The 23,250-nt window shown below is 58.9% G+C and carries 24 protein-coding genes; 8 read left to right on the forward strand and 16 right to left on the reverse strand.

Annotated features, from left to right (window positions below; translation table 11 throughout):
* Window position 1 precedes the first annotated feature (1 nt).
* The 4 genes from IG617_RS16780 to IG617_RS16795 form a co-directional block, all read right to left on the reverse strand.
* Window positions 2–184 (reverse strand): hypothetical protein, encoded by a 183-nt coding sequence (locus tag IG617_RS16780; RefSeq protein WP_153770922.1) that lies wholly within the window; start codon window positions 182–184, stop codon window positions 2–4.
* Window positions 185–249: 65 nt separating this feature from the next.
* The gene (locus tag IG617_RS16785; protein WP_192110402.1) at window positions 250–1,110 is read right to left on the reverse strand and encodes a S49 family peptidase; all 861 of its coding nucleotides are present in this window, start codon (window positions 1,108–1,110) and stop codon (window positions 250–252) included.
* Window positions 1,111–1,203: 93 nt separating this feature from the next.
* Window positions 1,204–1,947: a PilZ domain-containing protein gene (locus IG617_RS16790; protein ID WP_192110403.1), complete on the reverse strand. Its 744-nt coding sequence runs from the start codon at window positions 1,945–1,947 to the stop codon at window positions 1,204–1,206.
* Between the two features lie 145 nt (window positions 1,948–2,092).
* Complete coding sequence (locus tag IG617_RS16795) at window positions 2,093–3,013, reverse strand: uracil-DNA glycosylase (RefSeq protein WP_254170596.1); 921 nt, start codon at window positions 3,011–3,013, stop codon at window positions 2,093–2,095.
* Between the two features lie 348 nt (window positions 3,014–3,361).
* On the opposite strand from IG617_RS16795, the gene IG617_RS16800 reads away from it, so the two are divergent.
* Window positions 3,362–5,038: an electron transfer flavoprotein-ubiquinone oxidoreductase gene (locus IG617_RS16800; protein ID WP_192110405.1), complete on the forward strand. Its 1,677-nt coding sequence runs from the start codon at window positions 3,362–3,364 to the stop codon at window positions 5,036–5,038.
* Between the two features lie 759 nt (window positions 5,039–5,797).
* Here the strand turns inward: IG617_RS16800 and IG617_RS16805 are convergent.
* The 4 genes from IG617_RS16805 to IG617_RS16820 all read right to left on the reverse strand — a co-directional run bounded on the left by IG617_RS16805 (window position 5,798) and on the right by IG617_RS16820 (window position 11,846).
* The gene (locus IG617_RS16805; protein ID WP_192110406.1) at window positions 5,798–7,111 is read right to left on the reverse strand and encodes a DEAD/DEAH box helicase; all 1,314 of its coding nucleotides are present in this window, start codon (window positions 7,109–7,111) and stop codon (window positions 5,798–5,800) included.
* Window positions 7,112–7,532: 421 nt separating this feature from the next.
* Complete coding sequence (locus IG617_RS16810; RefSeq protein WP_192110407.1) at window positions 7,533–9,827, reverse strand: NADP-dependent malic enzyme; 2,295 nt, start codon at window positions 9,825–9,827, stop codon at window positions 7,533–7,535.
* 123 nt (window positions 9,828–9,950) lie between these two features.
* Window positions 9,951–10,604: a ceramidase domain-containing protein gene (locus IG617_RS16815; RefSeq protein WP_192110408.1), complete on the reverse strand. Its 654-nt coding sequence runs from the start codon at window positions 10,602–10,604 to the stop codon at window positions 9,951–9,953.
* Between the two features lie 15 nt (window positions 10,605–10,619).
* Window positions 10,620–11,846, reverse strand: a complete 1,227-nt coding sequence (locus IG617_RS16820; protein ID WP_192110409.1) for an aminotransferase-like domain-containing protein — start codon at window positions 11,844–11,846, stop codon at window positions 10,620–10,622.
* A gap of 207 nt (window positions 11,847–12,053) precedes the next feature.
* Here IG617_RS16820 and moaB point away from each other — a divergent pair, with 207 nt between their 5' ends.
* From moaB to IG617_RS16835, 3 genes are all read left to right on the forward strand, one after another.
* Window positions 12,054–12,611 (forward strand): molybdenum cofactor biosynthesis protein B, encoded by a 558-nt coding sequence (gene moaB, locus IG617_RS16825; protein ID WP_192110410.1) that lies wholly within the window; start codon window positions 12,054–12,056, stop codon window positions 12,609–12,611.
* A gap of 152 nt (window positions 12,612–12,763) precedes the next feature.
* On the forward strand, window positions 12,764–13,975 hold the full coding sequence (locus IG617_RS16830) for a serine hydrolase domain-containing protein (RefSeq protein ID WP_192110411.1): 1,212 nt from the start codon (window positions 12,764–12,766) through the stop codon (window positions 13,973–13,975).
* 16 nt (window positions 13,976–13,991) lie between these two features.
* Entirely contained in the window at window positions 13,992–14,408 is a 417-nt protein-coding gene (locus IG617_RS16835) for a VOC family protein (RefSeq protein ID WP_192110412.1), read from the forward strand.
* A gap of 33 nt (window positions 14,409–14,441) precedes the next feature.
* Here the strand turns inward: IG617_RS16835 and IG617_RS16840 are convergent, their stop codons facing one another.
* Both IG617_RS16840 and IG617_RS16845 read right to left on the reverse strand, forming a co-directional pair.
* On the reverse strand, window positions 14,442–14,699 hold the full coding sequence (locus IG617_RS16840) for a DMT family transporter (protein ID WP_254170597.1): 258 nt from the start codon (window positions 14,697–14,699) through the stop codon (window positions 14,442–14,444).
* Between the two features lie 51 nt (window positions 14,700–14,750).
* Window positions 14,751–15,803 carry a permease gene (locus IG617_RS16845; RefSeq protein ID WP_254170598.1) on the reverse strand — a complete coding sequence of 351 codons (1,053 nt, stop codon included), beginning with the start codon at window positions 15,801–15,803 and terminating at the stop codon, window positions 14,751–14,753.
* A gap of 84 nt (window positions 15,804–15,887) precedes the next feature.
* Between IG617_RS16845 and IG617_RS16850 the strand changes: the two genes are divergently transcribed.
* Complete coding sequence (locus IG617_RS16850; protein ID WP_192110413.1) at window positions 15,888–16,745, forward strand: LysR substrate-binding domain-containing protein; 858 nt, start codon at window positions 15,888–15,890, stop codon at window positions 16,743–16,745.
* Window positions 16,746–16,814: 69 nt separating this feature from the next.
* Here IG617_RS16850 and IG617_RS16855 read toward each other — a convergent pair whose 3' ends face one another.
* The gene (locus IG617_RS16855; protein WP_192110414.1) at window positions 16,815–17,699 is read right to left on the reverse strand and encodes a DMT family transporter; all 885 of its coding nucleotides are present in this window, start codon (window positions 17,697–17,699) and stop codon (window positions 16,815–16,817) included.
* A gap of 199 nt (window positions 17,700–17,898) precedes the next feature.
* Here IG617_RS16855 and IG617_RS16860 point away from each other — a divergent pair, with 199 nt between their 5' ends.
* Complete coding sequence (locus tag IG617_RS16860) at window positions 17,899–18,654, forward strand: Stf0 family sulfotransferase (RefSeq protein WP_192110415.1); 756 nt, start codon at window positions 17,899–17,901, stop codon at window positions 18,652–18,654.
* 6 nt (window positions 18,655–18,660) lie between these two features.
* Here IG617_RS16860 and IG617_RS16865 read toward each other — a convergent pair whose 3' ends face one another.
* Window positions 18,661–19,365: a glycosyltransferase gene (locus tag IG617_RS16865; protein ID WP_192110416.1), complete on the reverse strand. Its 705-nt coding sequence runs from the start codon at window positions 19,363–19,365 to the stop codon at window positions 18,661–18,663.
* Between the two features lie 113 nt (window positions 19,366–19,478).
* On the opposite strand from IG617_RS16865, the gene IG617_RS16870 reads away from it, so the two are divergent.
* Both IG617_RS16870 and IG617_RS16875 read left to right on the forward strand, forming a co-directional pair.
* Window positions 19,479–20,627 (forward strand): PA0069 family radical SAM protein, encoded by a 1,149-nt coding sequence (locus IG617_RS16870; RefSeq protein ID WP_192110417.1) that lies wholly within the window; start codon window positions 19,479–19,481, stop codon window positions 20,625–20,627.
* 45 nt (window positions 20,628–20,672) lie between these two features.
* Window positions 20,673–21,356 carry a ribonuclease HII gene (locus IG617_RS16875; protein ID WP_192110418.1) on the forward strand — a complete coding sequence of 228 codons (684 nt, stop codon included), beginning with the start codon at window positions 20,673–20,675 and terminating at the stop codon, window positions 21,354–21,356.
* On the opposite strand, the gene IG617_RS16880 is transcribed toward IG617_RS16875, so the two are convergent.
* The 4 genes from IG617_RS16880 to IG617_RS16895 form a co-directional block, all read right to left on the reverse strand.
* Entirely contained in the window at window positions 21,328–21,708 is a 381-nt protein-coding gene (locus tag IG617_RS16880; RefSeq protein ID WP_192110419.1) for a YunG family protein, read from the reverse strand. The two genes, IG617_RS16875 and IG617_RS16880, sit on opposite strands and share 29 nt — an antisense overlap.
* A gap of 129 nt (window positions 21,709–21,837) precedes the next feature.
* A complete protein-coding gene (locus IG617_RS16885) occupies window positions 21,838–22,317 on the reverse strand; it encodes a F0F1 ATP synthase subunit B family protein (RefSeq protein ID WP_153770905.1) in 480 nt (159 codons plus the stop codon).
* A 10-nt stretch (window positions 22,318–22,327) separates the two neighbouring features.
* Window positions 22,328–22,888, reverse strand: a complete 561-nt coding sequence (locus tag IG617_RS16890; protein WP_192110420.1) for a F0F1 ATP synthase subunit B — start codon at window positions 22,886–22,888, stop codon at window positions 22,328–22,330.
* 97 nt (window positions 22,889–22,985) lie between these two features.
* On the reverse strand, window positions 22,986–23,210 hold the full coding sequence (locus tag IG617_RS16895) for a F0F1 ATP synthase subunit C (RefSeq protein ID WP_153770903.1): 225 nt from the start codon (window positions 23,208–23,210) through the stop codon (window positions 22,986–22,988).
* Window positions 23,211–23,250: the final 40 nt, after the last annotated feature.

Below are 23,250 nucleotides of genomic sequence, written 5' to 3' on the forward strand. Positions count from 1 at the left end.
TTTATTCAGGCCGGTATTTGCCCGTCACCGGATCCTGCACCAGTTTTTCCGCAGGTCTCTTGTTGGCAGAGCGGGCGGCAATATCCGACAAATGACGCTCGACATCTGCCATTTTCTTTTTCATGCGCTTGACGATCCAGTAGCCGCCAACGGCCAAAGCCGCCACACCGAGAAGTTCTGTCATCTGCTCCCCTTCCCCAAACTGATTTCAAACATTCCAGAGCGTTTGCAACCCGTCAATGCGCGGCATCACAAACCGAAACGGGACCAGAGCGAACGCTCTTCGGCTGCCGAAATGAGGTCGCTGCCGATGCCATCGACAAGGCCCTGCCGTCCGGCTGCAATTCCGCCGACACCGGAACGACGGCCAAACAAGCCACGCGGGGCAGAAAAAAGCTTCGGCTCCGCGTCCTTGCCATAGCGCTCCTTCAAGGTGCTGCGAAGGTCACCAAGGCTGTCGATCAGGCCAAGATCACGTGCCGCACCGCCGGTCCAGAACTTGCCGGAGAAGATCTCGGGATCGTCGGCGAGGACGTCGCCGCGGCTTTTCTTGACCATCTCGATAAATATCTCGTGGATCTCGAGCTGGAGGTTTTTCAGGTACTCGATATCGTCAGGTTTTTCGGCCTGGAACGGATCAAGAATGACCTTGCTCTCACCGGCCGTGTAGACCCTGCGCTCGACGCCGATCTTCTTCAGAAGATCAGGAAAACCAAAACCGGCAGAAACAACGCCGATGGATCCGACGATGGACGACGGGTCCGCGATGATTTCGTCTCCGGCAAGAGCGATCATGTAGCCGCCGCTGGCCGCCACGTCCTCGACGAAGACCAGAACATCCTTTTCGTTCTCCTTGGCAAGATCACGAATGCGCTGGAAGATCAGTCTGGACTGAACCGGAGAACCGCCGGGGGAGTTAACGATCAGTGCAACGGCGGGCGCCTTCTTTACAGAAAAAGCGCGTTCCAGAGGCAGGGACGCTGTCGCGAGCGAAAGCCCAGGACGCAGCGGGGTCGCCATGCCGATCGGGCCCTGGAGGCGGACAACCGGGATTACCGGGCCATCGTTGCGGAATTTCTTTGGAAGCAGGCTGCGGAGTTTTTCGAACAAATCGGCGGGTCCCGGTTGAAAGGTATCCGGGATATAGGACCTGAACGAAAGGGATAAAAGGCCCCGGCACAAGGTTTGCGCAAGCCTGGAGGTTTAATTCTGTTTTGGCGTCGGGGGAGAGCGTCGGCGCGGACCGAACGCATCGGCGCGCTGAGGAGTTTCTTCTGCAGCGCCTGCCAGTCCTGCTCTTGCATGTGAAGAGGCGCCTTTTCGGGTTTTCTTTTGGCCGGAGGCTTTGCCATCGCCAGCTGCGCCCGTAGTGCCACCTGGTCCATCAACGGCGGAGGCGCCCCCTAAACCTGCGCCTTTGACATCGGCGCGCTTGGAAAATTGCCAGAGCAATTCCAGCCCGGCGCAACCGGGCGCTCGCCAGACAATACGTCCGCTGACCGGCAGGTCCAGGCCGCGAATATGCATGCGGACGTTGTCGGGAAGGTGATCCAGATCGCGTGCATCCAATCGGCAGCCGGACTTGCTGGCATCGACGATAATCGCGTGTATCACGACCCCGCCCCTAGGGTCTGACACCTGCGCGGGAATGCGGACAGCACGGCGCTCTTCCTTGCGTTTCTCCCGTGGCGCTTCGTCTTCGAATTCGAAAACAACATTCGCATTGGTGTCTGAAACGCCAGTGACCCGGCCGCGGATCATCTTGTCGAGCCCGTCGACCCTAAGACCGATGGTCTCGCGCAACTCACCGACACGATCCGACAGGATATTGCATCCCGACTTGTTAAAGCCGGAAGCAGACGCCTCGATGCAGTTCAATCCCTCCAGGTCGATGACCAACACGGAAACGATTGCGTGCTCGGGTATATCGGCAGTCAATGCGTTCAAAATATATCCCCTGATGGAGATTTATTACCATACTACACGCAAACCAAAGGTTAACATCATGCGTAAAATTGCCAGTTCTCGGCACTGCGCAGTTAATCGAACGTCAGAAATCAGCCAATTTACGCTGAGACTTCATGGTCTTACGTTAACTATTGGCGTCTTCACTTAGCTTTTGACGCAGGGACAAGAAATCACGCCAGCTAAGCCTTTTTTCTATAGGACTACGAAGGAGATAAGCTGGATGATAGGTCGCCAGACTTGGTATCTTGCGTCCATTGCAATCATAGGTCATCCAGCGACCACGCATACGGCGGATGCCATCCTGAACATCAAGAAGTGTCTTGGCAGACGCCGCGCCGAGGAAGACCAGAACATCAGGTGCTGCCAACTCGATCTGGCGCGCGATGAACGGCCGGCAGATTTCGGTTTCCTGAGGCGTCGGCGTGCGGTTTCCGGGCGGCCGCCACGGCACCACGTTGGCGATATAGACTGATGAGCGGTCGAGGCCCACTGCGCCAAGCATCTTGTCGAGAAGCTGACCTGACCGGCCGACGAAGGGCTTTCCCTGCAGATCCTCATCACGGCCAGGCGCTTCACCAATGATCATGACGCGGGCGTTCGGATTGCCATCGGCAAAAACAAGGTTCTTCGCCGTCAGGCGCAGGTTACAGCCGTTGAACGCCTGCAGGCAGCTCTTCAGCTCATCCAGGGTCTGGGCAGTACGTGCCGCATCCCTCGCCGCATGGATCGCCTCCGTATCGGGCACCACTGCATCGGCGAACGCACCTCCTGAAATCGGCGCATTGGCCGCGCTCGGTTCCCGAGTTGGCGACGCAGGTGCCTGTGGCCGGGATTGTTGTGCGGGCCCACCGGACTGTATAGGTGCGGAATGGGCGGCTGGGCGAGCAGGCGCAGACGTTCGGGCTTCGGCCTGCGCGCGGGCAAGCTCCGCCGACAAGGCAAACCTGTCGACTGCGTCCTCTTCCAGAAAACAGTCGAGGCCAGAAGCCAAATAGAATTCAAGCAGGGATTCAAGTTCGCGCTGCGCTGCGTCGGATGTTTGCAAAACCAAGCCTCCAGGCGGCAACTTAACGCCAGCAGCTGGAAAAACAAAGTCTGCAGGGTGCATCGCGGCGGCGGCGCTTAGGTTGTCCAATGGTTGTGCATGGAATGCACACTTCGGCCACGCGCTTCCAATCGCAAGCTCCTTGCAATATCTTCCGTTTACGTAAAGGTCACATCAAACCTTGACGCGGCACGGAAAAATAAGGCTATGTCCGACGTGACGCGCCGCAGCATGGCGGCATTTTTTCCGATTTCGCAAATGCGGCAAATTTTGTCGTGCTTCGAAAAGGGAAAAAATGCAAAAAGGATATCGTCCGGGCTCGGTCCGGAGCGCATGAGGGAGAACCAGATGTCAGAACAGGACGCACTTGGCGAACGCGAAAGCATGGACGTCGATGTTGTCATCGTCGGAGCAGGTCCAGCCGGCCTTGCTGCAGCCATTCGCCTAAAACAGATCGCCGCCGACAAGGGCGAAGAGATCAGTGTCGTTGTTCTGGAAAAAGGCTCGGAAGTCGGCGCGCACATTCTTTCAGGCGCTGTGATCGACCCGATAGCACTCGACCAACTGCTGCCGGAATGGCGCGAGGAAGACACGCCGATCAAGACCGAGGTCAAGGCCGACCATTTCCTCGTTCTGGGACCGGCGGGCTCCATTCGTCTGCCGAATCTCTTCATGCCGAAGCTGATGAACAATCACGGCAACTACATTGTCTCGCTCGGGAATGTCTGCCGCTGGCTTGCCGAAAAGGCGGAAGGCCTGGGCGTGGAGATCTATCCGGGCTTTGCAGCCGCAGAAATTCTCTATGACGATCAGGGCCGCGTTGTCGGCGTTGCCACCGGCGACATGGGCATTGGCCGGGACGGCAAGCCGAACGCCATGTTCACCCGCGGCATGGAACTGCGCGGCAAATATGTTCTGATCGGCGAAGGCGCGCGCGGGTCTCTCGCCAAGCAGCTGATCGAGAAATTCGATCTCGACCAGGACAGCGACTTCGCCAAGTTCGGAATTGGCATCAAGGAGCTCTGGCAGGTCGACCCTGAAAAACACAAGGAAGGGCTCGTCCAGCATTCCTTCGGCTGGCCGCTGGACGGCAAGACCGGCGGTGGGTCCTTCCTGTATCACCTGGAAGACAACCAGGTCGCGGTCGGCTTCGTGCTGCATCTCAACTACGAGAACCCGTGGCTTTCGCCTTTTGACGAGTTCCAGCGTTTCAAGACACATCCGGCGATCCGCGACACCTTCGAGGGTGGCAAGCGCATTTCCTATGGCGCACGTGCGATCACGGAAGGCGGGTACCAGTCGGTTCCGAAGCTCTCCTTCCCGGGCGGCCTGATCATGGGCTGTTCTGCCGGTTTCGTGAATGTTCCGCGGATCAAGGGCTCACACAACGCGATGCTGTCGGGCATGCTGGCCGCCGAAGAGGTCATGTCGGCAATCGGCCGCGGCGAAGACAATGCCGAGCTCACCAGTTACGACGATGCCTGGAAGGCCAGCCCGATCGGCAAGGATCTGAAGACCGTTCGCAACGTCAAGCCGCTGTGGTCTAAGTTCGGCACGGTTGCCGGCATCGCGCTCGGCGGTCTCGACATGTGGACCAATGAGCTCTTCGGCTTCTCCTTCTTCGGCACTTTGAAGCACGGCAAGGCAGACGCGGATACGCTGAAACCCGCAAAGGACTGCAAGAAGATCGATTATCCGAAACCGGACGGCGCCATCTCTTTCGACAAGCTGTCGTCGGTGTTCCTATCGAACACCAATCACGAGGAAGATCAGCCGATCCACCTCAAGGTGAAGGACGAGACACTTCAGAAGCTGTCAGAACATGATGTCTACGCAGGTCCGTCAAACCGCTACTGCCCTGCTGGCGTTTATGAATGGATCGAAGAAGGCGAAGACGCGCCGAAGTTCCAGATCAATTCGCAGAACTGCGTCCACTGCAAGACCTGCGACATCAAGGATCCGAACCGAAACATCACCTGGACGGTGCCTGAAGGCGCGGGCGGCCCGAACTACCCCAACATGTAAGCAACAGGCTTAGAGACTAAGGCTAAAAATGCGAACGGCGCCGGACCATAGGTCCGGCGCCGCCGACTTGTGGGCGATGGGTTTTTCCAGGATCCAAGGTGAAAATCACCGGTCCCTGGTCGCGGTTATCTGGTGCTGCTTCTGCTCTGCGTGCTCCAGCCCCCTGTCTGGAGGCCAGGCCCGTCTCTTTGAAAAACAGGCACACCTTTCCGCTGCCACAAGATTTAATGCGCCGTCACATGAGGCTCGAGCCGGTCTGGCCGGGCACGCGCGCCGCTATGCTGACCCAGATCGAACGGTACCCGATGATCTGATGCCGCGCGGCTTCGCACGCCCTGTTCCGAACTGCCGGACATGGCCGAAATCATCCATCAGCCCAAGAGGGGCTGTTGGATTTGCACATCATGTAAACGAACGCTGCGTCGCCGATACCTGCATCCTTTGCGCGCTTCCCATTTGGGAAACGTGTGAACGGGCTATTCCGTTCAAGGCCTGCAATCGCGCCGCCGATGAAAGGGAACATAAGTTACCTTAACGGCAATTTCAACATTTTTTTCAGTTGATGTAATTTTTTTCGTTAACCAAGATAGTGCTTTTAATTCAGTTAGATACGAGGATAAGTCGAGATTCTGACTGTTTTTGCAGGCTAGCCATGCGCACAATGCATGGATGATTTCCGTACGTTTACGTAAAAGGAAAGCGCGGTTACCAGGTAACCGCGCTTTCTTCATTTCAGTAATGCAGGTCAGCTGGTGCTGATCAGGCCGCTGCCGTCCGCCGACGTCGTTGCTGACGGCGGCCACGGTTTTCGTTGTCGTTGCCACCGGAAGGTGCCCCAAAGGACCTCTTGCCAGGCTTTGGCCCATTGCCGCCGCCACCGTTGCGGCGACCACGGTTGCCACCACCGCCACGGCCCTTGCCGGGAGAAACGGCACGGCTGTCGGCCGGAACTTCACCGCTTGCGACCTCGATGGAAATGCCGATTAGCTTTTCGATCTGGCGGAACAGGCCAATTTCCTCTGGTGCGCAAATAGCGATTGCATCGCCATCGGCACCGGCACGGGCCGTCCGGCCGATCCGGTGGACATAAGCCTCAGGAACTTCAGGCAGCTCGAAGTTGTAGACGTGGCTGACGCCCGGGATATCGATCCCGCGTGCAGCAACGTCAGTGGCCACCAGAACTTTCAAGGAACCATCCTTCAGGCCCTTGATGGCGCGGTCGCGCTGGTTCTGGCTCTTGTTGCCGTGAATCGAACCTGCGGAGATGCCCGAGGACACCAGCTTCTTCATCAGCCGCTCTGCACCATGCTTGGTGCGGCAGAAGACGAGAGACAGGTCGTCAGGACGCGTGCTCATCAGGTCGACCAGGAAGTCTGTCTTCGCCTTCTGATCCATGAAATGGACACGCTGCGTGATCTTGTCCGCAGTCTTGCCGGCGGTTGCCACTTCCACCCGCACCGGATCGGTCAGGTAGGACTTGGCAAGATCGGCGATCTGCTTGGGCATTGTCGCCGAGAAGAGCAAAGTCTGACGCTTCTTTGCGACCAGCGCGGAAATCTTGCGCAGGGCATGAATGAAGCCAAGGTCCAGCATCTGGTCCGCTTCATCGAGCACGAGGAAGGACGCCGTATCAAGACGCACCGCATCACGATCCACGAGATCCAGCAGGCGACCAGGCGTCGCGACCAGGATGTCCGTGCCGCGGGAGAGGCGCTTGATCTGACCGTTGATCGATACACCGCCAACAACGGAGGCAACGCGAAGCGGCGTGCCGCGCACGAAGGAGATCAGGTTTTGAGCGATTTGGTTTACCAGCTCGCGGGTCGGCGCCAGGATCAGTGCCCGCGCGCCCTTGGAAACCGGCTGCTTGGGGTTGGCCAGAAGCTGTTCGATGAGCGGCAGGCCGAAGGCGGCAGTTTTGCCGGTGCCGGTCTGGGCCAGACCCATAATGTCCTCACCCTTGAGGATGTATGGGATAGCGTCGCGCTGAATCGGGGTCGGCGCTTCATAGCCGTTGGCTTCGATGGCCTTCAGAATTTGTTCGGAGAGGCCAAGCGATTTGAAATCTGTCAAGTTTTTACCTTTGTCATTGGCACCAGACGCGATGCGCCATGGCATGCCAGAACCCTCGTGTTCCATCGCGGAGCTCGAGAGCCATTTAGCGGTTGCGGCAGGTGCTGCGCCCAGGACCGAACTGTCCTTGAAAGGCGGCAAATGCCGTCAGAACCCCGCGTGAAATGGGAACTTGGAAAAGGATACCCCGTCTGAAAGGAGGGGTTTTGCAGTATCTTGCGGTTCTTCTTGGAACTTTTCCGGATCGTGCCGAAAGTTTGCAAGGGGCGGGCTGCTCACGCGGCAACCGGATAATGCACGCCTCCCTATCTGCCGAGTGGGCGACAATGTCAAGGATAATCGTCCTATCGCGAATAACAGTTCCTGCGGCAGAGCGCATCGCCCCGCCGCCGGTCTTGTCTCACGACGCCTGTCCTTGCGCTCAGGCCCCGGCTTTTTTCTGAGCCTCGACGCTGGCCAGCGCCGACATGTTGACCACGCCGCGCGAGGTCACCGAAGGGGTCAGGATATGCGCCGGCTTCGCCGTGCCCAACAGGATCGGCCCAACGTGAAGGGCCGAGGTAGCAACTTTCAAAAGGTTCAGCGCGATGTTGGCGGCATCAAGGTTCGGGAACAGCAGCAGGTTTGCTTCGCCCTTCAGGCGGCTGTCCGGCATGACCCGTTTGCGCAGCATCTCGTTGAGCGCTGAATCCCCGTGCATTTCGCCGTCGACCTCAAGGTTCGGACAGCGCTCCCAAAGGATTTCCAGCGCGTCTCGCATCTTTCGAGACGAGGCGGTGTCGCGCGAGCCGAAATTCGACAGGGATAGAAGCGCCACCTTGGGCTCAATGCCGAAGCAATGGATTTCCTCGGCGGCAAGGGCTGCCATCTCGGCAAGCTCCTCTGCGGTCGGCTCTTCGCTCACGAATGTATCCGAGAGGAAGATCGCGCCACTGCTGTTGATCAAGAGCGACAAGGCGGACAGGTCACGCACCCCATCGCGCAAGCCGATGATCTGGCGAATGTCGCGCAGATGACGGATGAAACGGCCTTCAAGTCCGCAGATGACCGCATCCGCATCCCCGCGGCGCACGGCCAGAGCAGCAATGACCGTCGAGTTGGTCCGCACCACGGTACGTGCAGCATCGGGCGGCATGCCCTTGCGGCCGACACAGGCGAAATAGTCGTCGACATAATCACGGTAGCGCGGATCGTCCTGCGGGTTGATGTATTCGAAATCGGTGCCTGGACGGATCTTCAGACCGAAGCGCTCGCAGCGGCTCTGCAGCACGTCGGGACGGCCGACCAGAACCGGTATCGCCACCTTGTCTTCGAGTAGAACCTGGGCGGCGCGCAGCACGCGCTCATCCTCGCCCTCAGCATAGATGATCCGCTTGGCATCCTGACCGGCGGCCTGGATGATCGGCTTCATGATCAGGCCGGACCGAAAGACGAAGCGGTTCAGGCGATCCAGATAGGCGTCGAAGTCCTCGATCGGACGTGTGGCGACGCCGGTTGCCATCGCTGCCTTGGCGACCGCGGGCGCAATCCTGAGGATCAGCCGCTGATCGAAAGGCGACGGGATCAGGTATTTCGGACCAAAGGTCTCTGTCGCGCCGCCATAGGCACGGGCCGCCACATCGGACGGCTCTTCCTTTGCCAGTTCGGCGATGGCCTCAACGGCGGCGTGTTTCATTTCCTCGTTGATGGAGGTCGCGCCGACATCCAGAGCACCGCGGAAGATGTAGGGGAAGCACAGAACATTGTTGACCTGGTTCGGGTAGTCGGAGCGTCCCGTGCACATGACAACATCCGAGCGAACCGCCTGGGCGTCCTCGGGCATGATTTCCGGACGCGGGTTGGCCAGCGCCAGAATCAGTGGGCCCTTGCCCATGGTGGCAACCATCTCCGGCTTAAGGACACCGGCAGCAGAGAGCCCGAGGAAGACGTCCGCACCCTCGATGATTTCGGACAGCGTGCGCTTGTCGGTCTTTTGCGCGAACTTCGACTTCCACTCGTCCATCAGGGCTTCGCGGCCCTCGTAGACGACGCCTTCAATGTCGGAAATCCAGATGTTCTCGCGCTTGACCCCGAGCGAGACGAGCATGTTCAGACAGGCCAGAGCTGCGGCGCCGGCGCCAGAGGCGACGACCTTCGCTTCGGACATTTTCTTGCCCGCCAGCTCCAGACCGTTGCGGACGGCAGCGCCAACGATGATGGCCGTTCCATGCTGATCATCGTGGAAGACCGGAATGTTCATCCGCTCGCGCAGCTTGGCTTCGATCTGGAAGCACTCCGGCGCCTTGATGTCTTCAAGATTGATGCCGCCGAAGGTCGGCTCCAGAACGGCGACCGCGTCGACGAAACGATCGACGTCGAGCTCGTCCACTTCGATGTCGAAAACGTCGATGCCGGCGAATTTCTTGAAGAGGACCGCCTTGCCCTCCATCACCGGCTTGGACGCCAGAGGACCAATGGCACCAAGACCCAGAACAGCCGTGCCATTAGAGATCACGCCGACAAGGTTAGCTCGGGCCGTATAGTCGGCCGCCTTGGCGGGATCCTTGGCGATCTCCTCACAGGGCGCGGCCACACCGGGCGAATAGGCCAGCGCAAGGTCACGCTGGTTGCCCAGGGGCTTGGTTGCCTGGATCTCGAGCTTGCCCGGGCGCGGATGCTGGTGAAAGAAGAGCGCGGCTTCCGTGAGATCGCTGCCGGTGGACTTGTTGTCACTCATGGTATCCGCAGCCTTTCCATTGGCGGTTCAGGGACCTTCCCTTACGTCCCCGATCGGGTGCGAACGGTCCTGCCGGACCAGCGCGGGAACAGGAGACAAAAGGAACCTGCATTAGACGATTGTTCAAGGGGTGTAACCGGCACGCTGCGAAATGAGAAGACGAAGAAGTAAAAACAGCACCAATCCGTTGAACATATGCCACAGAAAATGCGTTCCAACTTCCAGAGCTGCACACAGTGGGGCGTCGATGGTGCGAAAAGTCAATGAGATCAAAAACAAGAGCCCAACAACGAAGAGCGGCTTTGACAGCCCCTGCCCCTTAGGTCGGACCAGTGCCGCCATAGCGAAAATAGCGAGCAATGCGGGAACATAGCCGGCAGATGAGGCTGCAACCGGCTGCGCGAGGCCGGCGATATAGGGTGTCGCAACAAGGAAGACCGCAACAAGGGCGATGGCCGCCCACCATGGCAGACCGAGATAGCGCCTCAACGCCAGCAGCAGGTAGCCGTGAATGAAGATGGCAATCGGCACCACGTCGGTCAGCATCGCCCAGCGGGTCGCGACCGTGTGGAACAAGAAGGAACCAACGCCTGTGGCCAGGACCACGACAATCAGGAACAGGGCGGGCCAATCGCCGGGCGTTTGCCTTCGCCAGAGAACGTAAGCCCAAAGCGCGGCAACGACGAAAGACAGATTGCTCACTGCATTGAGTGGTTCGGCCCAGAACTCTGGTCCGATCCGTTCACAATAGTTGTCGAGGCGCTCGTTCCAGTCCAATCACTTGCTCCTGCCTCAAGCGGCCCAGGGCATCCGTTCCGCAATCAGGCGCCCCAGCCGGGCGATGCCTTCCTCGATCCTATCCGGCCCACATGACGTGAAGTTGAGCCGCATGCAATTTTGTCCCGATCCATCGGCGAAAAATGCATGGCCGGGCACAAAGGCCACCTTCGCGCTTGTCACAGACTGCTCCATGAGGGCACCTGCGTCCATCGCCTCCGGCAATTGCAGCCAGAGGAACATGCCGCCTTCAGGCCGTCCCCAGGTGACACCGGCGGGCATGTGACGCTCGAGAGCGGCCAGCATGTGATCTCGCCGCTCGCTGTAGACCTTGCGGATCCTGGTGACCTGTTCCTCGAAACAGCTCATCGCAACCTTCGCCATGACCATCTGGTTGAGCGTCGAGGAATTAAGGTCCGAGGCCTGTTTGATCAGAACGAGTTTTTGAATAACCGGCGTGGCCGCGCAGACCCAGCCAAGCCGCAGGCCAGGGGACAGAGTCTTGGAAAAGCTGCCGCAATAGATGGTTCTCGTCGCCTCGATGTCGCCGCAGCGCGCAATGTCCAGTGCCATGAGAGGCGGCAATGCCTCACCATCGAAGCGCAGGGACTGATAGGCTGCATCCTCAATGACGGCAATGTCCAGGTCACCAGCGAGATCCAGAATGCCGTTGCGCGCGTCCAGGGTCAGCGTCTCGCCGGTGGGATTGGCAAAGTCAGCGGATGTATAGGCGAACTTGACGGCACCACCTGCGGCCGCTGCCGTCTCGCGATAGGCCTGCGCCGACATGTTCGCAAAGGGGTCAAGCCGCTGGTAGGCTGGCTCATAGGCGTTGAAGGCCTGAAGCGCGCCGAGATAGGTCGGCCAACCGACAAGTGCCGTGTCACCAGCCGACAGGAACAGCTTGCCGAGATAATCCACCGCCTGCTGGGCACCGGACGTGATGATGATGTTCTCGGCCGAGCAAGGCACACCGATGGCTGCCATCTGGCCGGCGATCCAGTCCCGCAATGGCTTGTAGCCTTCACTGACCGAATATTGCAGAGCAGTCTGATGGCCACCGTCTGAAAACAGGTCCTCAAAGGCCTGCTTGAAGGCATCTGCCGGAAACAGCGCCGGATCGGGTATGCCACCAGCAAAGGAAATCATGTCCGGCTGGTCCAAGAGCTTCAACAGCTCCCGGATTTCCGATGCACCCATCCGCTTGGAGCGGTCGGCGTAGAGGTGAGCCCAATCAGTCATGGCGTTTCTCTCTTGCTGGTCTTTTTTGTTGTCTGAACGATAAATCACGCCAGCAATTAAAGGTCAATATTACTGACCTATAATTTATCATTATTTCTTCAGATGGCCTCATTTTGGAATATTTGACACAGCTCGCCCCATCTCGCTCTGCCCCTGACTGGCGCCGGGGCGCCGGCTCTACTATGTCTTGGTCAGAGGAGTTTCCCGATGAACCGTATTGACGAAAGCCGCCCGTTCATTCCGCTCAACATTGCTGTTCTGACGGTGTCGGACACACGAACGCTGGAAGAAGACCGCTCCGGATCGACGCTCGCCGACCGCATCGAGAAGGCGGGACACAAATTGGCTGACCGGAAGATTGTGGCTGACGATGTTCCGGCGATACAGGCGGTCGTGCGGGGCTGGATCTCCGACAAGGGCGTCGATGTGGTGATTTCAACCGGCGGCACCGGCTTCACCGGACGCGATGTGACACCGGAGGCCGTCGAGCCACTGTTCGAAAAGCGTATGGACGGATTTTCGGAAGTGTTTCACCGGATCTCCTACGACAAGATCGGCACCTCGACCATCCAGTCACGAGCGACCGGCGGCGTTGCGGGAGCCACCTATATCTTTGCCCTGCCCGGCTCTCCCGGCGCCTGCAAGGACGCCTGGGACGGGATCCTCAAGCTTCAGCTCGACTACCGCCACATGCCCTGCAACTTCGTCGAGATCATGCCAAGGCTGGACGAACACCTGAAGCGCGGAAAACTGCAGGAGGCGTAGAGGCGGGAGATTCAAAAAGACGCCAGTCCTTGCAGCCAGTTTGGCCTACCCGGAAGACCGATCAGGAACCTTGAGAGCCGCCAAACCACTGATTGTCGCAATTTCGGACTAGGCTCGCCCAAGCATCATCCTGCCGATTGGAGAGACAGATCATGAAACGCAAGACTGCCCTTTGGGTATCCGGTCTGATCGTCATCGCAGCTCTCTGTCTCACCTACTTGTTCATGACCGGCGAGAATGGTCTCTCGAGACCATCTGCGCCAGAGCGCGCGCTCGACATAACACGCCTGTCTGATGAAAAAGCAGAAAGCCTGGGCTGGCATTCCGGTCGACTCGATGCCGCCTTGAGCCACGCCGCGACGCTTAGCACCGACAGCTTCATCATCGTTACAAACGATCAGGTGGTCGGCGCATTCGGCAATTTGGAAAAACCATACGCCACACACTCGATGCGCAAATCGTTCCTCAGCGCGCTCGTCGGCTTGCACCTCGGCTCAGGCCCGGGGCAGATCAACCTGGACGCCACGCTGCAGGAACTGAATGTCAGCGACACTCCTGGGCCACTTTCAGCGAAGCAAAGACAAGCAACGGTTCTCAATCTGCTCAAGAGTGTGTCGGGCATCAATCATCCGGCTGCGGCCTCGGGAGGGATACAAGCCGACATCGATAAAAGATTGGGCCACGGGGAAAACGAACCCGGCAGGATTTGGGCCTACAACAACTGGGACTACAATGCTCTCACCACGATTTTCGAAGACCGCACAGGTCTTGGAATCGCGGAGGCATTTGACAAGGGCGTTGCTCGACCGACGGGCATGGAAGACTTCAGTGTTGATGCGGTGTCCCATATCCTTGATGCTGATTTATCGATGCATAAGGCTGCGGCGTTTCGCATGTCGGCCCGGGATCTGGTCAGGCTTGGCCAGCTTTACCTTCACAATGGTCGCGCGGACAATCAACAAGTTCTGCCTGAAAGCTGGATCGACCGCGCAGTTGAGGATTTCACCGAAACGGGGAACGACGGCCTGAGATGGGCGCATGGATATTTGTGGTGGATTCCCGGCCCTGAAACTGGCCTGCCAGAAGGATCTTTCTGGGCTTGGGGCCTTGGAAATCAAGCTCTCTTCGTCGTGCCCGAATGGGACACTGTCATCGTTCACCAGTCCGACACGACCGAGTTCTTAAAACGCTTCCTTCCGATGATCGAAGTGGACGGCATGGAAGGCGAGGCTGCGATTGAACAGCTCATGCTATCGTGCCTTGAGCGTGGCAACCGCGAGAGCGAGTATTGCGTCGAGCATCGCTTTACCACACGGCGCGAGTTCGACGAGCTGATGGCGCTTATTGCCAGGGCAAGAATTTAGCGAAGGAAAACGCAGCATGATTGCCTACGTCACGGTCGGCGTTGATGACATCATTGGTGCCAAACGGTTCTATTGTGCGTTCCTGCCAGCTCTAGGTTACGAGCTGGAAGAAGGGCCCGAGGGCCTGAGCTTCGCGCTGCCCGTGCCATCAGGCCAGGCTCCTTTGCTGCCGGAGTTCTATGTAAAACCAACCTTCGATGGCCGTCCTGCATCCGCTGGAAACGGCACAATGGTCGCCTTTGAGGCTCGCAGCCAAAGCCAGGTTCGAGACCTTCACGCCGCCGCACTTGCTGCCGGCGGCTTTGACGAAGGGCAGCCGGGTTTTCGTGATGCGTATGGTCCGCGTTTTTACGTTGGCTACCTGCGTGACCCTCAACGGAACAAGATCGCATTGTTTTCCAGCAACCCAAATGAACCCGGACGCGACGACTAAGGCGACTTTGATGCGCGAGCTCGCGCTCACACCCTAATCCTTCCTGCGTCCCTCCCTCAGCACGATGAAGATTCCGCTGGCGATGATGATGGCGGCGCCGAGGTAAGTGGCGAGATCTGGAATTTCGCGCCAGAACAGCCAGCCGAGAAGGGTCGCCCAGATGAGCGCGCTGTAATCGAGGGGCGCCAGCACGGTCGCAGGCGCAAGGCGAAAGGCCTGGGTCATGAGGGTGATGCCTATCGTGCCGAAGAAATCGTTGGTCTTCTGCAATTTGAACGGAAGTAAGTTCAACAGGTGTAGCCGACTTCGCCCGATGTTTGGGTTAGGAAATACCCGGTCAACCTAGACAGCCCACTCGAACACATACCCTGCAGCAAGTGAGCCGAGAACGGCCAGGCAAAGGTATAATAGAAAAGGTTTCAGTTTTAGGACCGGGGCAATGGCCATAGCCCCCCAGATACTGACAACTCCGCCTGAGATCAAAAAAGCCATGGCCGCGCCTTGGGACATGCCATTGTCGATCAGACCACGCGCCAGCGGCAGCGCCGCGTAACCGTCAATGTAGGCCGGAGCGCCAACAAACACGGCCGCGGGTATGGCCCACCATTGCCCCTCCCCGACATATGCCGCTAACGATCCGGGCGCTAATGCGGCATTGAGCACATACTCCGCGGCGAAGGCTGGCGTTAGGCAGATCAGGATCAGACGTGCCGTGACCCACAACTGCTGAATAAACGATTTTCGCCGCGCACTGGTCCGCCAAACCCAGGGATCAAACACCTGGGCTCGAGTACATTGCGTGGTGCTCAGCTGCTTGGTTAAACCGCTGTCCCGAAGCGCGTGAAGGGCCCACGGTCTTTGCGCGAACAAGGCAGTGATCAGACCACCGAACACACCCAAGCCGAAAGCTGCCACCGTTTTCCCGACCGCAAAGCTCAGGCCAAGCGTGGCCGCCGTCGTTGCCAGCATTGCCGGATCCGTGATCGGTGAGGACAGCCAAAATGCCATGATAGGTGCCAGCGGCACCCCCGCCGCCAAAAGCCCGGCCATCAATGGCAAAACGGTTACGCCACAAACAGGTGTTATCGCCCCGATCAGAGAGGCCACAAACACGGTGCGTAACGTCCGTCCCTCAAAAGCCCCTGCGATGTGGCTGTCGGCACCGCTCGCAATGATCCACGCGGCAAGAATGATGCCCGGGACGACGATAGGTGCGACGGCAACCAAGCCCCAAAATACGAAGAGTGTTGTACGTTCAATATGGTCGGGCCAAACCAGACTGACTCCAACCATCAGAGCAAGACAAGCAGCCCACAGTGCATGTTTCTTGCCTGCGCTTTTCTTGCCCATTCCCTTCCGGCTTGCTTCATGGCGAGCAACGGTTTGACTGGTCATTGGCGTCTCCTTCAGCTTGAAAGCTACCGCCAGATCTCCCATACATAAAATAAATAATTCGAATTTCAGCTATTGGAAAATTAAATGGATACTCTGGATAGTGATCTCCTTCGCACCTTTGTCGCGGTCACCCAAGCAGGAAGCATTTCAGATGGAGCTGCTCGGATTCGCCGATCACAATCGGCCACCAGCCTTCAGATCAAACGCCTCGAAGCGATACTCGGGAAACCCGTTTTTGACCGGCATGGGCGCGGCGTCGTTCTCAGTGAGACCGGTCGACGCCTGTTACCGATCGCCCAGGAGGTAACCGACCGCCTGGACGCAGCACTGCGCGACATCGCCAGAGAGTGCGTGACGGGCAAATTACGGGTCGGCATTCCTGATGACCATGGAAGGGCGAAACTTGCACAGATCATCGCAACCTTCAGCCGCCAACACCCTCAGGTCGAACTTGATGTGAGCTGCGCGCTCAGCGCGGTTTTCCCGAACGCTCTTCAAAAGGGCGCACTGGACCTTGCTATCTATGAGGTCAATCTACCGGCCGCCAACGAGGAAGTTCTGTTCGAAGACCCGACGTGTTGGGCGGCCTCAAAGAATTCAGCTTTCACGACATGTGAAATCCTCCCCGTGGCCCTGTTTGATCAAGCCTGCTGGTGGCGGAATGCAGCCATCAGTTCGCTTGAAGAGCGCGGAAAACCCTATCGCATCGTCTATACCAGTCAGAGCGTATCCGGCGTTGTTGCCGCGGTAGATGCTGGAATTGCCGTCGGGCTCCTGGGGCGATCTTCACTCCATTCGGGCCTTTCAATTGAAAGCGAAAGACTGGGGCTTCAGACCTCTCCGACATCCAAACTGGTCATGGCCGCGAGCGGCTTGCCAGAAGATCGTCCTTTGGCGGCGATGAAGTCGGCGATCCGGGCCGCCTTTCAAACTGTCACCTAAAAAGCCGTCTGTCGGGAAAACCTTAGCCGGATGCCAGCAAACGGCAGAAAGTCAGATAGCGCTCACACCCTACCCCTTCCTGCGTCCCTCCCTCAGCACGATAAAGATACCGCTGGCGATGATGATGGCGGCGCCGAGGTAAGTGGCGAGATCTGGAATTTCGCGCCAGAACAGCCAGCCGAGAAGGGTCGCCCAGATGAGCGCGCTGTAATCGAGGGGCGCCAGCACGGTCGCAGGCGCAAGGCGAAAGGCCTGGGTCATGAGCGTGATGCCTATCGTGCCGAAGAAGGCGATGGCGACGAAGAGCCAAAGATGTCGAGGCTCAAGATCGACCCAGAAGAAGGGGCAGACCAGAGCGCTGAGCAGCGCGCCCGCGCCGACGAGATAAAGCATCAATGTCCAGACGCTCTCGCGTGGATCAACCCAGCGCGCACCGATCATCAGCACCGCATAAAGAACCGCGGTCGCGAGCGGCAGGAGCAGTGCCGGCTGGAAGCTGCCGCCGCCAGGCCGGACAACGATCAGGACACCCAAGAAACCAACCAGAACGGCACTCCAGCGCCGCCAGCCGACGGTTTCGCGCAGGAGAAAGGCCGACAGGGCCGTGATGAACAGCGGAGCTGCGAAGACCAGCGCCGTCGCCTCAGCCAGATCGAGAAGCGTGACGCTGGTGAAGAAAAGCGTTGCCGCAGCCATCCACAAAAGGCCGCGCGCCATATGGGCGCCGAGACTATAGGTCCTCAAAGCGCCCGCTCCGCCCAGGAAGTAGGCTATCAGCGCGGCAAACGGCAGCGCGATGATGTTGCGCATGAAGAGGATTTGCACGGGCGGATAGGTCTCACCGAGGGTCCTGGCGAGCGCATCATTGACGCAGAGACACGCGACGCCGACGCACATCATGATGATGCCGGTGGTTGTGCGGGTGGCTGGCACTGCTGCTGCGGCCGTGGTCATGGTTTCTCCTCACCTTGCCAACGCTGTGTCAGAGCGTTGCAGCTTAAAGCTTAGTCATGCCCTGCAATGCACCACAAGCCGACTTACATCCCGAATAGTTCCCTCCCCTGGCGCTCCGCCTCTATTCGTGGTCATTTTGCTGAAACATCGCGTAGATAGGTCACGGGCTTTATGTGACGCGCTTTCAGTCGGACGGTCCATGCCAGTCTATGATGCCTATGTAATCTGCACCTCTCCGCGCAGCGGCAGCACACTCTTGTGCAAGCTGCTGTCGGCCACCGGCGTCGCCGGCCGGCCGGGGTCCCATTTTCACGAACCCTCGCTTGACGCCTGGCTTGACTATTACGGTCTTGAGAGTGGGCCTTGTGAAATGGAGAACCTCAAAGCGGTGTTTGACGCGGCGCGCGCGAAAGGCAGGGGCGGAACAGACGTCTTCGGCCTGAGACTGCAGCGACACAGTTTCGATTTCTTTCAGCAAGAGCTGGCCCTCCTCCATCCTGAAGCGCAGAGCGATCGTGGGCGCATGGAGGCGGCCTTCGGACGGGTGCTCTTTGTCCATCTGACACGGGCCGACAAGCTTGAGCAGGCGATTTCCTTTGTGAAGGCACAGCAGACCGGCCTTTGGCACAAGGCGCCGGATGGACGCGAGCTGGAGCGCCTCAGCGCCCCACGCGAGCCGGTCTACGACGGGCCGGCAATCAAGGCGGAGCACGACCGTTATGAGGCTTTCGACCGAGACTGGATCGAGTGGTTCGCCGCTCAGGGCGTCGACCCGCTCACCATCACCTATGACACGCTGTCAGAAGACCCACTGCGTGTTCTTGCGGAAGTCCTGACAAAGTTGGGGCTTGATGGTGATCTTGCGAAAGATGTCGAACTGCCCGTCGCCAAGCTTGCCGATGAGACCAACCGGGACTGGGCAGAGCACTTCCGTCAGGAATACGCAACCGGTTGAAGTGCCTCAGCCGTGAAGCTTGAGCAGTGCCTTGGGCGGCAGGCGAAGGGTGTTGACACAGAAGCGGGCGACCGACTTCCGAAAACCTGAAATCAGGCTGTCAGACTGGCCCGGCTCGGACCCACGGCCAGAACAAACGGCACCGGAGCGCAGGAACACGAGACGCCGGCCGCCAATGCGTTTAACCAAGTCCAGATCTTCCATCTCCCGAAGGGGCCGATAACCGCCAAGGCTCTGGTAAAAGCGTCTGGAGATCAGCAGGCCCTGGCTGCCGTCCGGCATGCCCAAGAACCTTGAGCGGACAACGGCCATGAATTCAGACACGCGCGCGCCCATGCCGAAGGCCTCGAACCGCAGCTTGAAGGCAGCAGCTGTCTTGTCAGCGCTGCCAGCCCGTTCAGCACGCTCAATGAAGTTCTGCACTTCGTGATGCCAGCTGGCTTCAAGAACCGTGTCGGCGGGTAGAAACAGCAGCCATTCGCCGCGCCGTGAGGCCTGGGCCCCGGCCGCCAATCGCTCGCTGCGTGGTCCCTTGACCTCGCGCCAATCGCAGCCCGCAGCGTCTGCGACGCGTTCGGTGTTGTCCGAGGATCCGCCGTCAACGACGATCACTTCTCGCACGACGCCCTCGGCGGCCGCTGGAACGAGTGCGGCAAGGCAATGAGCCAGGTCCGCTTCGGAATTCAAGGTCGGTACAATCACACTGATCATGACCTTCCTTGTACCGCCTTTTTTTTGCAATGGCGAGGCAAACGCCTTGTTTCACCTCTTGTTTCGATTAATGTTCCTATTATGTTCTTATTTCTCGTGATCGGATTCGCACGATGCCCATGACTGCCGCTAAGGAAGGTCCCACTCAAGTGCCAGCCTCTGCCCAGGCGGCGGAAGGTGTTTTACAGCCCATCGGCATTTCTGACGAGCGCCGGCGCGGTCGCGGCGCCGGGTTGAATATGGCCGGACGGTTCGAGCCGCGGGCCACGGAAATCGTGGATGACGGCTGGGACAGCCATGAGGACCTGCCTCCGTTCAAGACAACCGTGCAGGAAGAAAAAGCCCGGACCATCATCACCCGGAATGCCTCGCCGGACATTTCCTTCGACCGATCTATCAATCCCTATCGTGGCTGCGAGCACGGCTGTACCTATTGCTTCGCCCGACCCAGCCACGCCTTCATGGGCCTTTCGCCCGGGATCGACTTTGAAGCGCGCCTGTTTGCCAAACCCAATGCTGCCGATCTTCTGGAGCGGGAACTCTCCGCCCCTGGCTATGTTCCCAAGCCGATCGCCATCGGCACCAACACAGATGCCTATCAGCCCGCAGAGCGCAGCTACACGCTGATGCGCGAGATCCTGGACGTGCTCGACCGCTATCATCATCCGGTGGCCATTGTGACCAAGTCAGCGCTGGTGGAACGGGATATCGACATTCTGGCGCGCATGGCCGAGCGCAATCTGTGCAAGGTCGCCCTGTCGGTTACGACGCTCGACAAGAAACTCTGCAGGTCCATGGAGCCCCGCGCATCGGCCCCGCACAAACGACTGCAAGCGATCAAGGCGCTCAGCGAGGCGGGGGTGCCGGCCTCCGTCATGGTTGCACCGGTTATTCCGGCGCTGACCGACAGCGAGATCGAAGCCATCCTGGAGGCTTCCGCCGAGCATGGCGCGGCCGAAGCCGGGTTTGTGCTTCTGCGCCTTCCGCGTGAGGTCTCCGAGCTCTTCCGCGACTGGCTGCTGCGCGAACGGCCCGGCCAGTATCAGCATGTGATGAGCCTGATCCGCTCCATGCGCGGCGGCAAGGACTATGATGCCAACTGGGGAGAGCGCATGCGCGGCAAGGGCCCCTATGCCGACCAGATCGCCAAACGTTTTCAGCTCGCCGCCAAGCGCCTGGGGCTGAACACACGCCGACGCAAGCTCAACACGGAGCTTTTCGTGTCACCGCAAAAAGGTGGGGTACAGCTGGACCTGTTTTAAGGAGCAAGCCTTGCCGCATGACACGCACAGCGGCACACTTGGGCGATGAGCAAGCGCACTGCCCCTTCCCTCTTCGACCTTCCCTTTCCCGACGCGCCCGATGCCCGAGTGGAGCGGCGCCATGCTGCGTCGTTTGACGGGCTCCTGGCGGGCGTGGATGAGGCGGGCCGCGGGCCCTGGGCAGGGCCGGTGGTGACGGCGGCCGTTATCCTGGACTACGACAATCTGCCGGAAGGTCTCAACGACTCCAAGAAACTGACCGAGGCCAAACGCGAAGCTCTCTTCGATCAGATCATGACATCGGCCCATGTGGGCATTGCCAGCGCCAGCGCGGTGACCATTGATGAGAAGAACGTCCGGGCGGCCACGCTTGGCGCAATGGTGCGGGCTGTCGGTGCGCTGGCCTTGTCCCCCAAGATGGTTCTGGTGGATGGACGGGACGTGCCGCCTGGTCTCACACAAGATGGACAAAGCCTGATCAAGGGCGACGGGCGTTGCCTGTGCATTGCGGCCGCCTCGATTGTGGCCAAGGTGCTACGTGACCGAATGATGGTGCGCGCCGACGATCATCACCCTGGATATGGATTCGCCGTTCACAAGGGCTACGGCGTGCCGAAGCATAGCGAAGCGCTCTCGAGGCTTGGGCCTTGCCCGCTGCATCGCAGGTCCTTCAAACCTGTGCGGATGGCGTCAGGTTCGGTCAACGAGTCGGATCTGAAAGCTCTTTGATTAAGGCTTCTTTCAGCGTGTCGAATTCCCGTCGTGGAATGCCAACCATTGCCGCATCGTGCGTTGTAAGTTCGTGATCATAGGACGAAGGCGCCTCAAACACCGACCGAGGCCCCGAAAACTGGCTGTCGGTAAAATCTATCGTCTGACGATCAATGCGATTGTAATAATGCATCACACCGGGCAGCGCAGTGCGCAGGATTTCTCCGCCGAAGAGGTCCTCAATAACAGCTGCCGTAACGTTGCACTGCCCCAGAGCCGGATTTTCCTCTGTCCATTGAACGGCGGTTTCCAGTGACCAGGCTTTCTTCAAGGCCGCCCTGATCTGGGCTTCGTCAAATACCAGGGCCATTGCAACATCTCCCTTACCCTTGGGCTTCCAAGTATTATCACACACGAAAAGATCAGTGGCTGCAACGGTGCCCAAAAACAAAAAAGCGGCCCGGAGGCCGCTTCTCGTTCAAACTGATCTTTGGTCAGATCAGTTCAGCTTTTCTTTCACCTGAGCAATGCTCTTGGACAGGATGTCATCAGCCACCTTGTCCTTGACCTTGGCGGACAGGATCTGTTCAGCCGCAGCCACCGCGATGTCCGCAGCACGTGCACGAACTTCGGCGATAGCCTGTGTTTCGGCCTGGGCGATCTTGTCTTCCGCAGCCTTGGAACGGCGAGCGATCATCTCTTCCAGAGCGTTGTTGGTTTCAACGGTCAGACGTTCGGCTTCAGAGTTTGCTTCAGCGATGATCGCTTCTGCTTCGCCTTCGGCTTCATGACGCTTGCGCTGATAGTCCGACAAAAGAGCCTGGGCTTCTTCACGGAGCTTCCGCGCTTCGTCCAGTTCCTTGCGGATGTCATCTGCACGGTTGTCCAGCGCACCGCTGATCTTGCTCGGGACCTTGACCCAGAACATGGCAGCGAGAAAGAGGACGAGACCGACAAAGGCCCAAAATGTTGCGTCCATTGTCGTCTCCTCAGTTCATCGCCGACTTGAGCGCCTTGGTCAGATCGGTCTTTGTCGGAGCCTTGCCCATCAGCACTTCAACGAGCGCTGTGGTGGTTTCTCCGGCAATGTCGCCAATCTGTGACAGGGCCTCGGTCTTGATACCGGCAATGTGGGTTTCTGCTGCTGCGAGCTTTTCGGCAAGCTCGGTTTCAGCCTTTTCCCGGCGCGCTTCGTTCTCGGCCTTCAGCTTGGCACGCGTGTCATGGGCGATGCCATGAGCCTTGTTGCGCGCTTCGGCAAGGGCCTGTTCGTAAGCGGCGATGGCAGCGTCGGTTTCCTGCTTGAGGCGATTGGCCTCGGCAAGGTCACCAGCGATACGATCCTTACGATCTTCGAGAATGCCAGCAATCCGCGGCACGGCCACGTTCTTCATGATCCAGTAGAACAGGCCGAAGGTGATGGCCAGCCAAAGGATCTGCGAAGCGAAGGTCGAGCTGTCGAACGGCGGGAAACCCGCACCATGTTCACCCGGCGGCACTTCGATCACTTCGTGCGTGCCTTCGGTAGTCGAATGGGTTTGGCTTGCCATTTCCTGTCTCCAAATCCCGGTTAGGCGGCGCTGTTACCTTGAAGGCCTGGGCGCCGCCACCGGAGTCGCGTCAGTTTCGCTAGGGACTAGCGAGTTCTTACGCGAAAAGGAGAAGAAGGGCGATCAGCAGGGAGAAGATGCCCAGAGCTTCGGTAACGGCGAAGCCGAAAACCAGACGACCGAACTGGCCGTCAGCTGCTGTCGGGTTGCGCAGTGCGCCAGCGAGGTAGCTGCCGAAGATGTTGCCGAGTGCGATAGCTGCACCGCCCATGCCAAGGCATGCGATACCGGCGCCGATGTACTTTGCTGCTTCTGCTTCCATGACACGTGCTCCTAGATTGTGTTTTGCAGATTGTCTCACC

It is taken from the genome of Roseibium polysiphoniae (assembly GCF_014842925.1).
GTDB classification, from domain to species: Bacteria; Pseudomonadota; Alphaproteobacteria; order Rhizobiales; family Stappiaceae; genus Roseibium; species Roseibium polysiphoniae.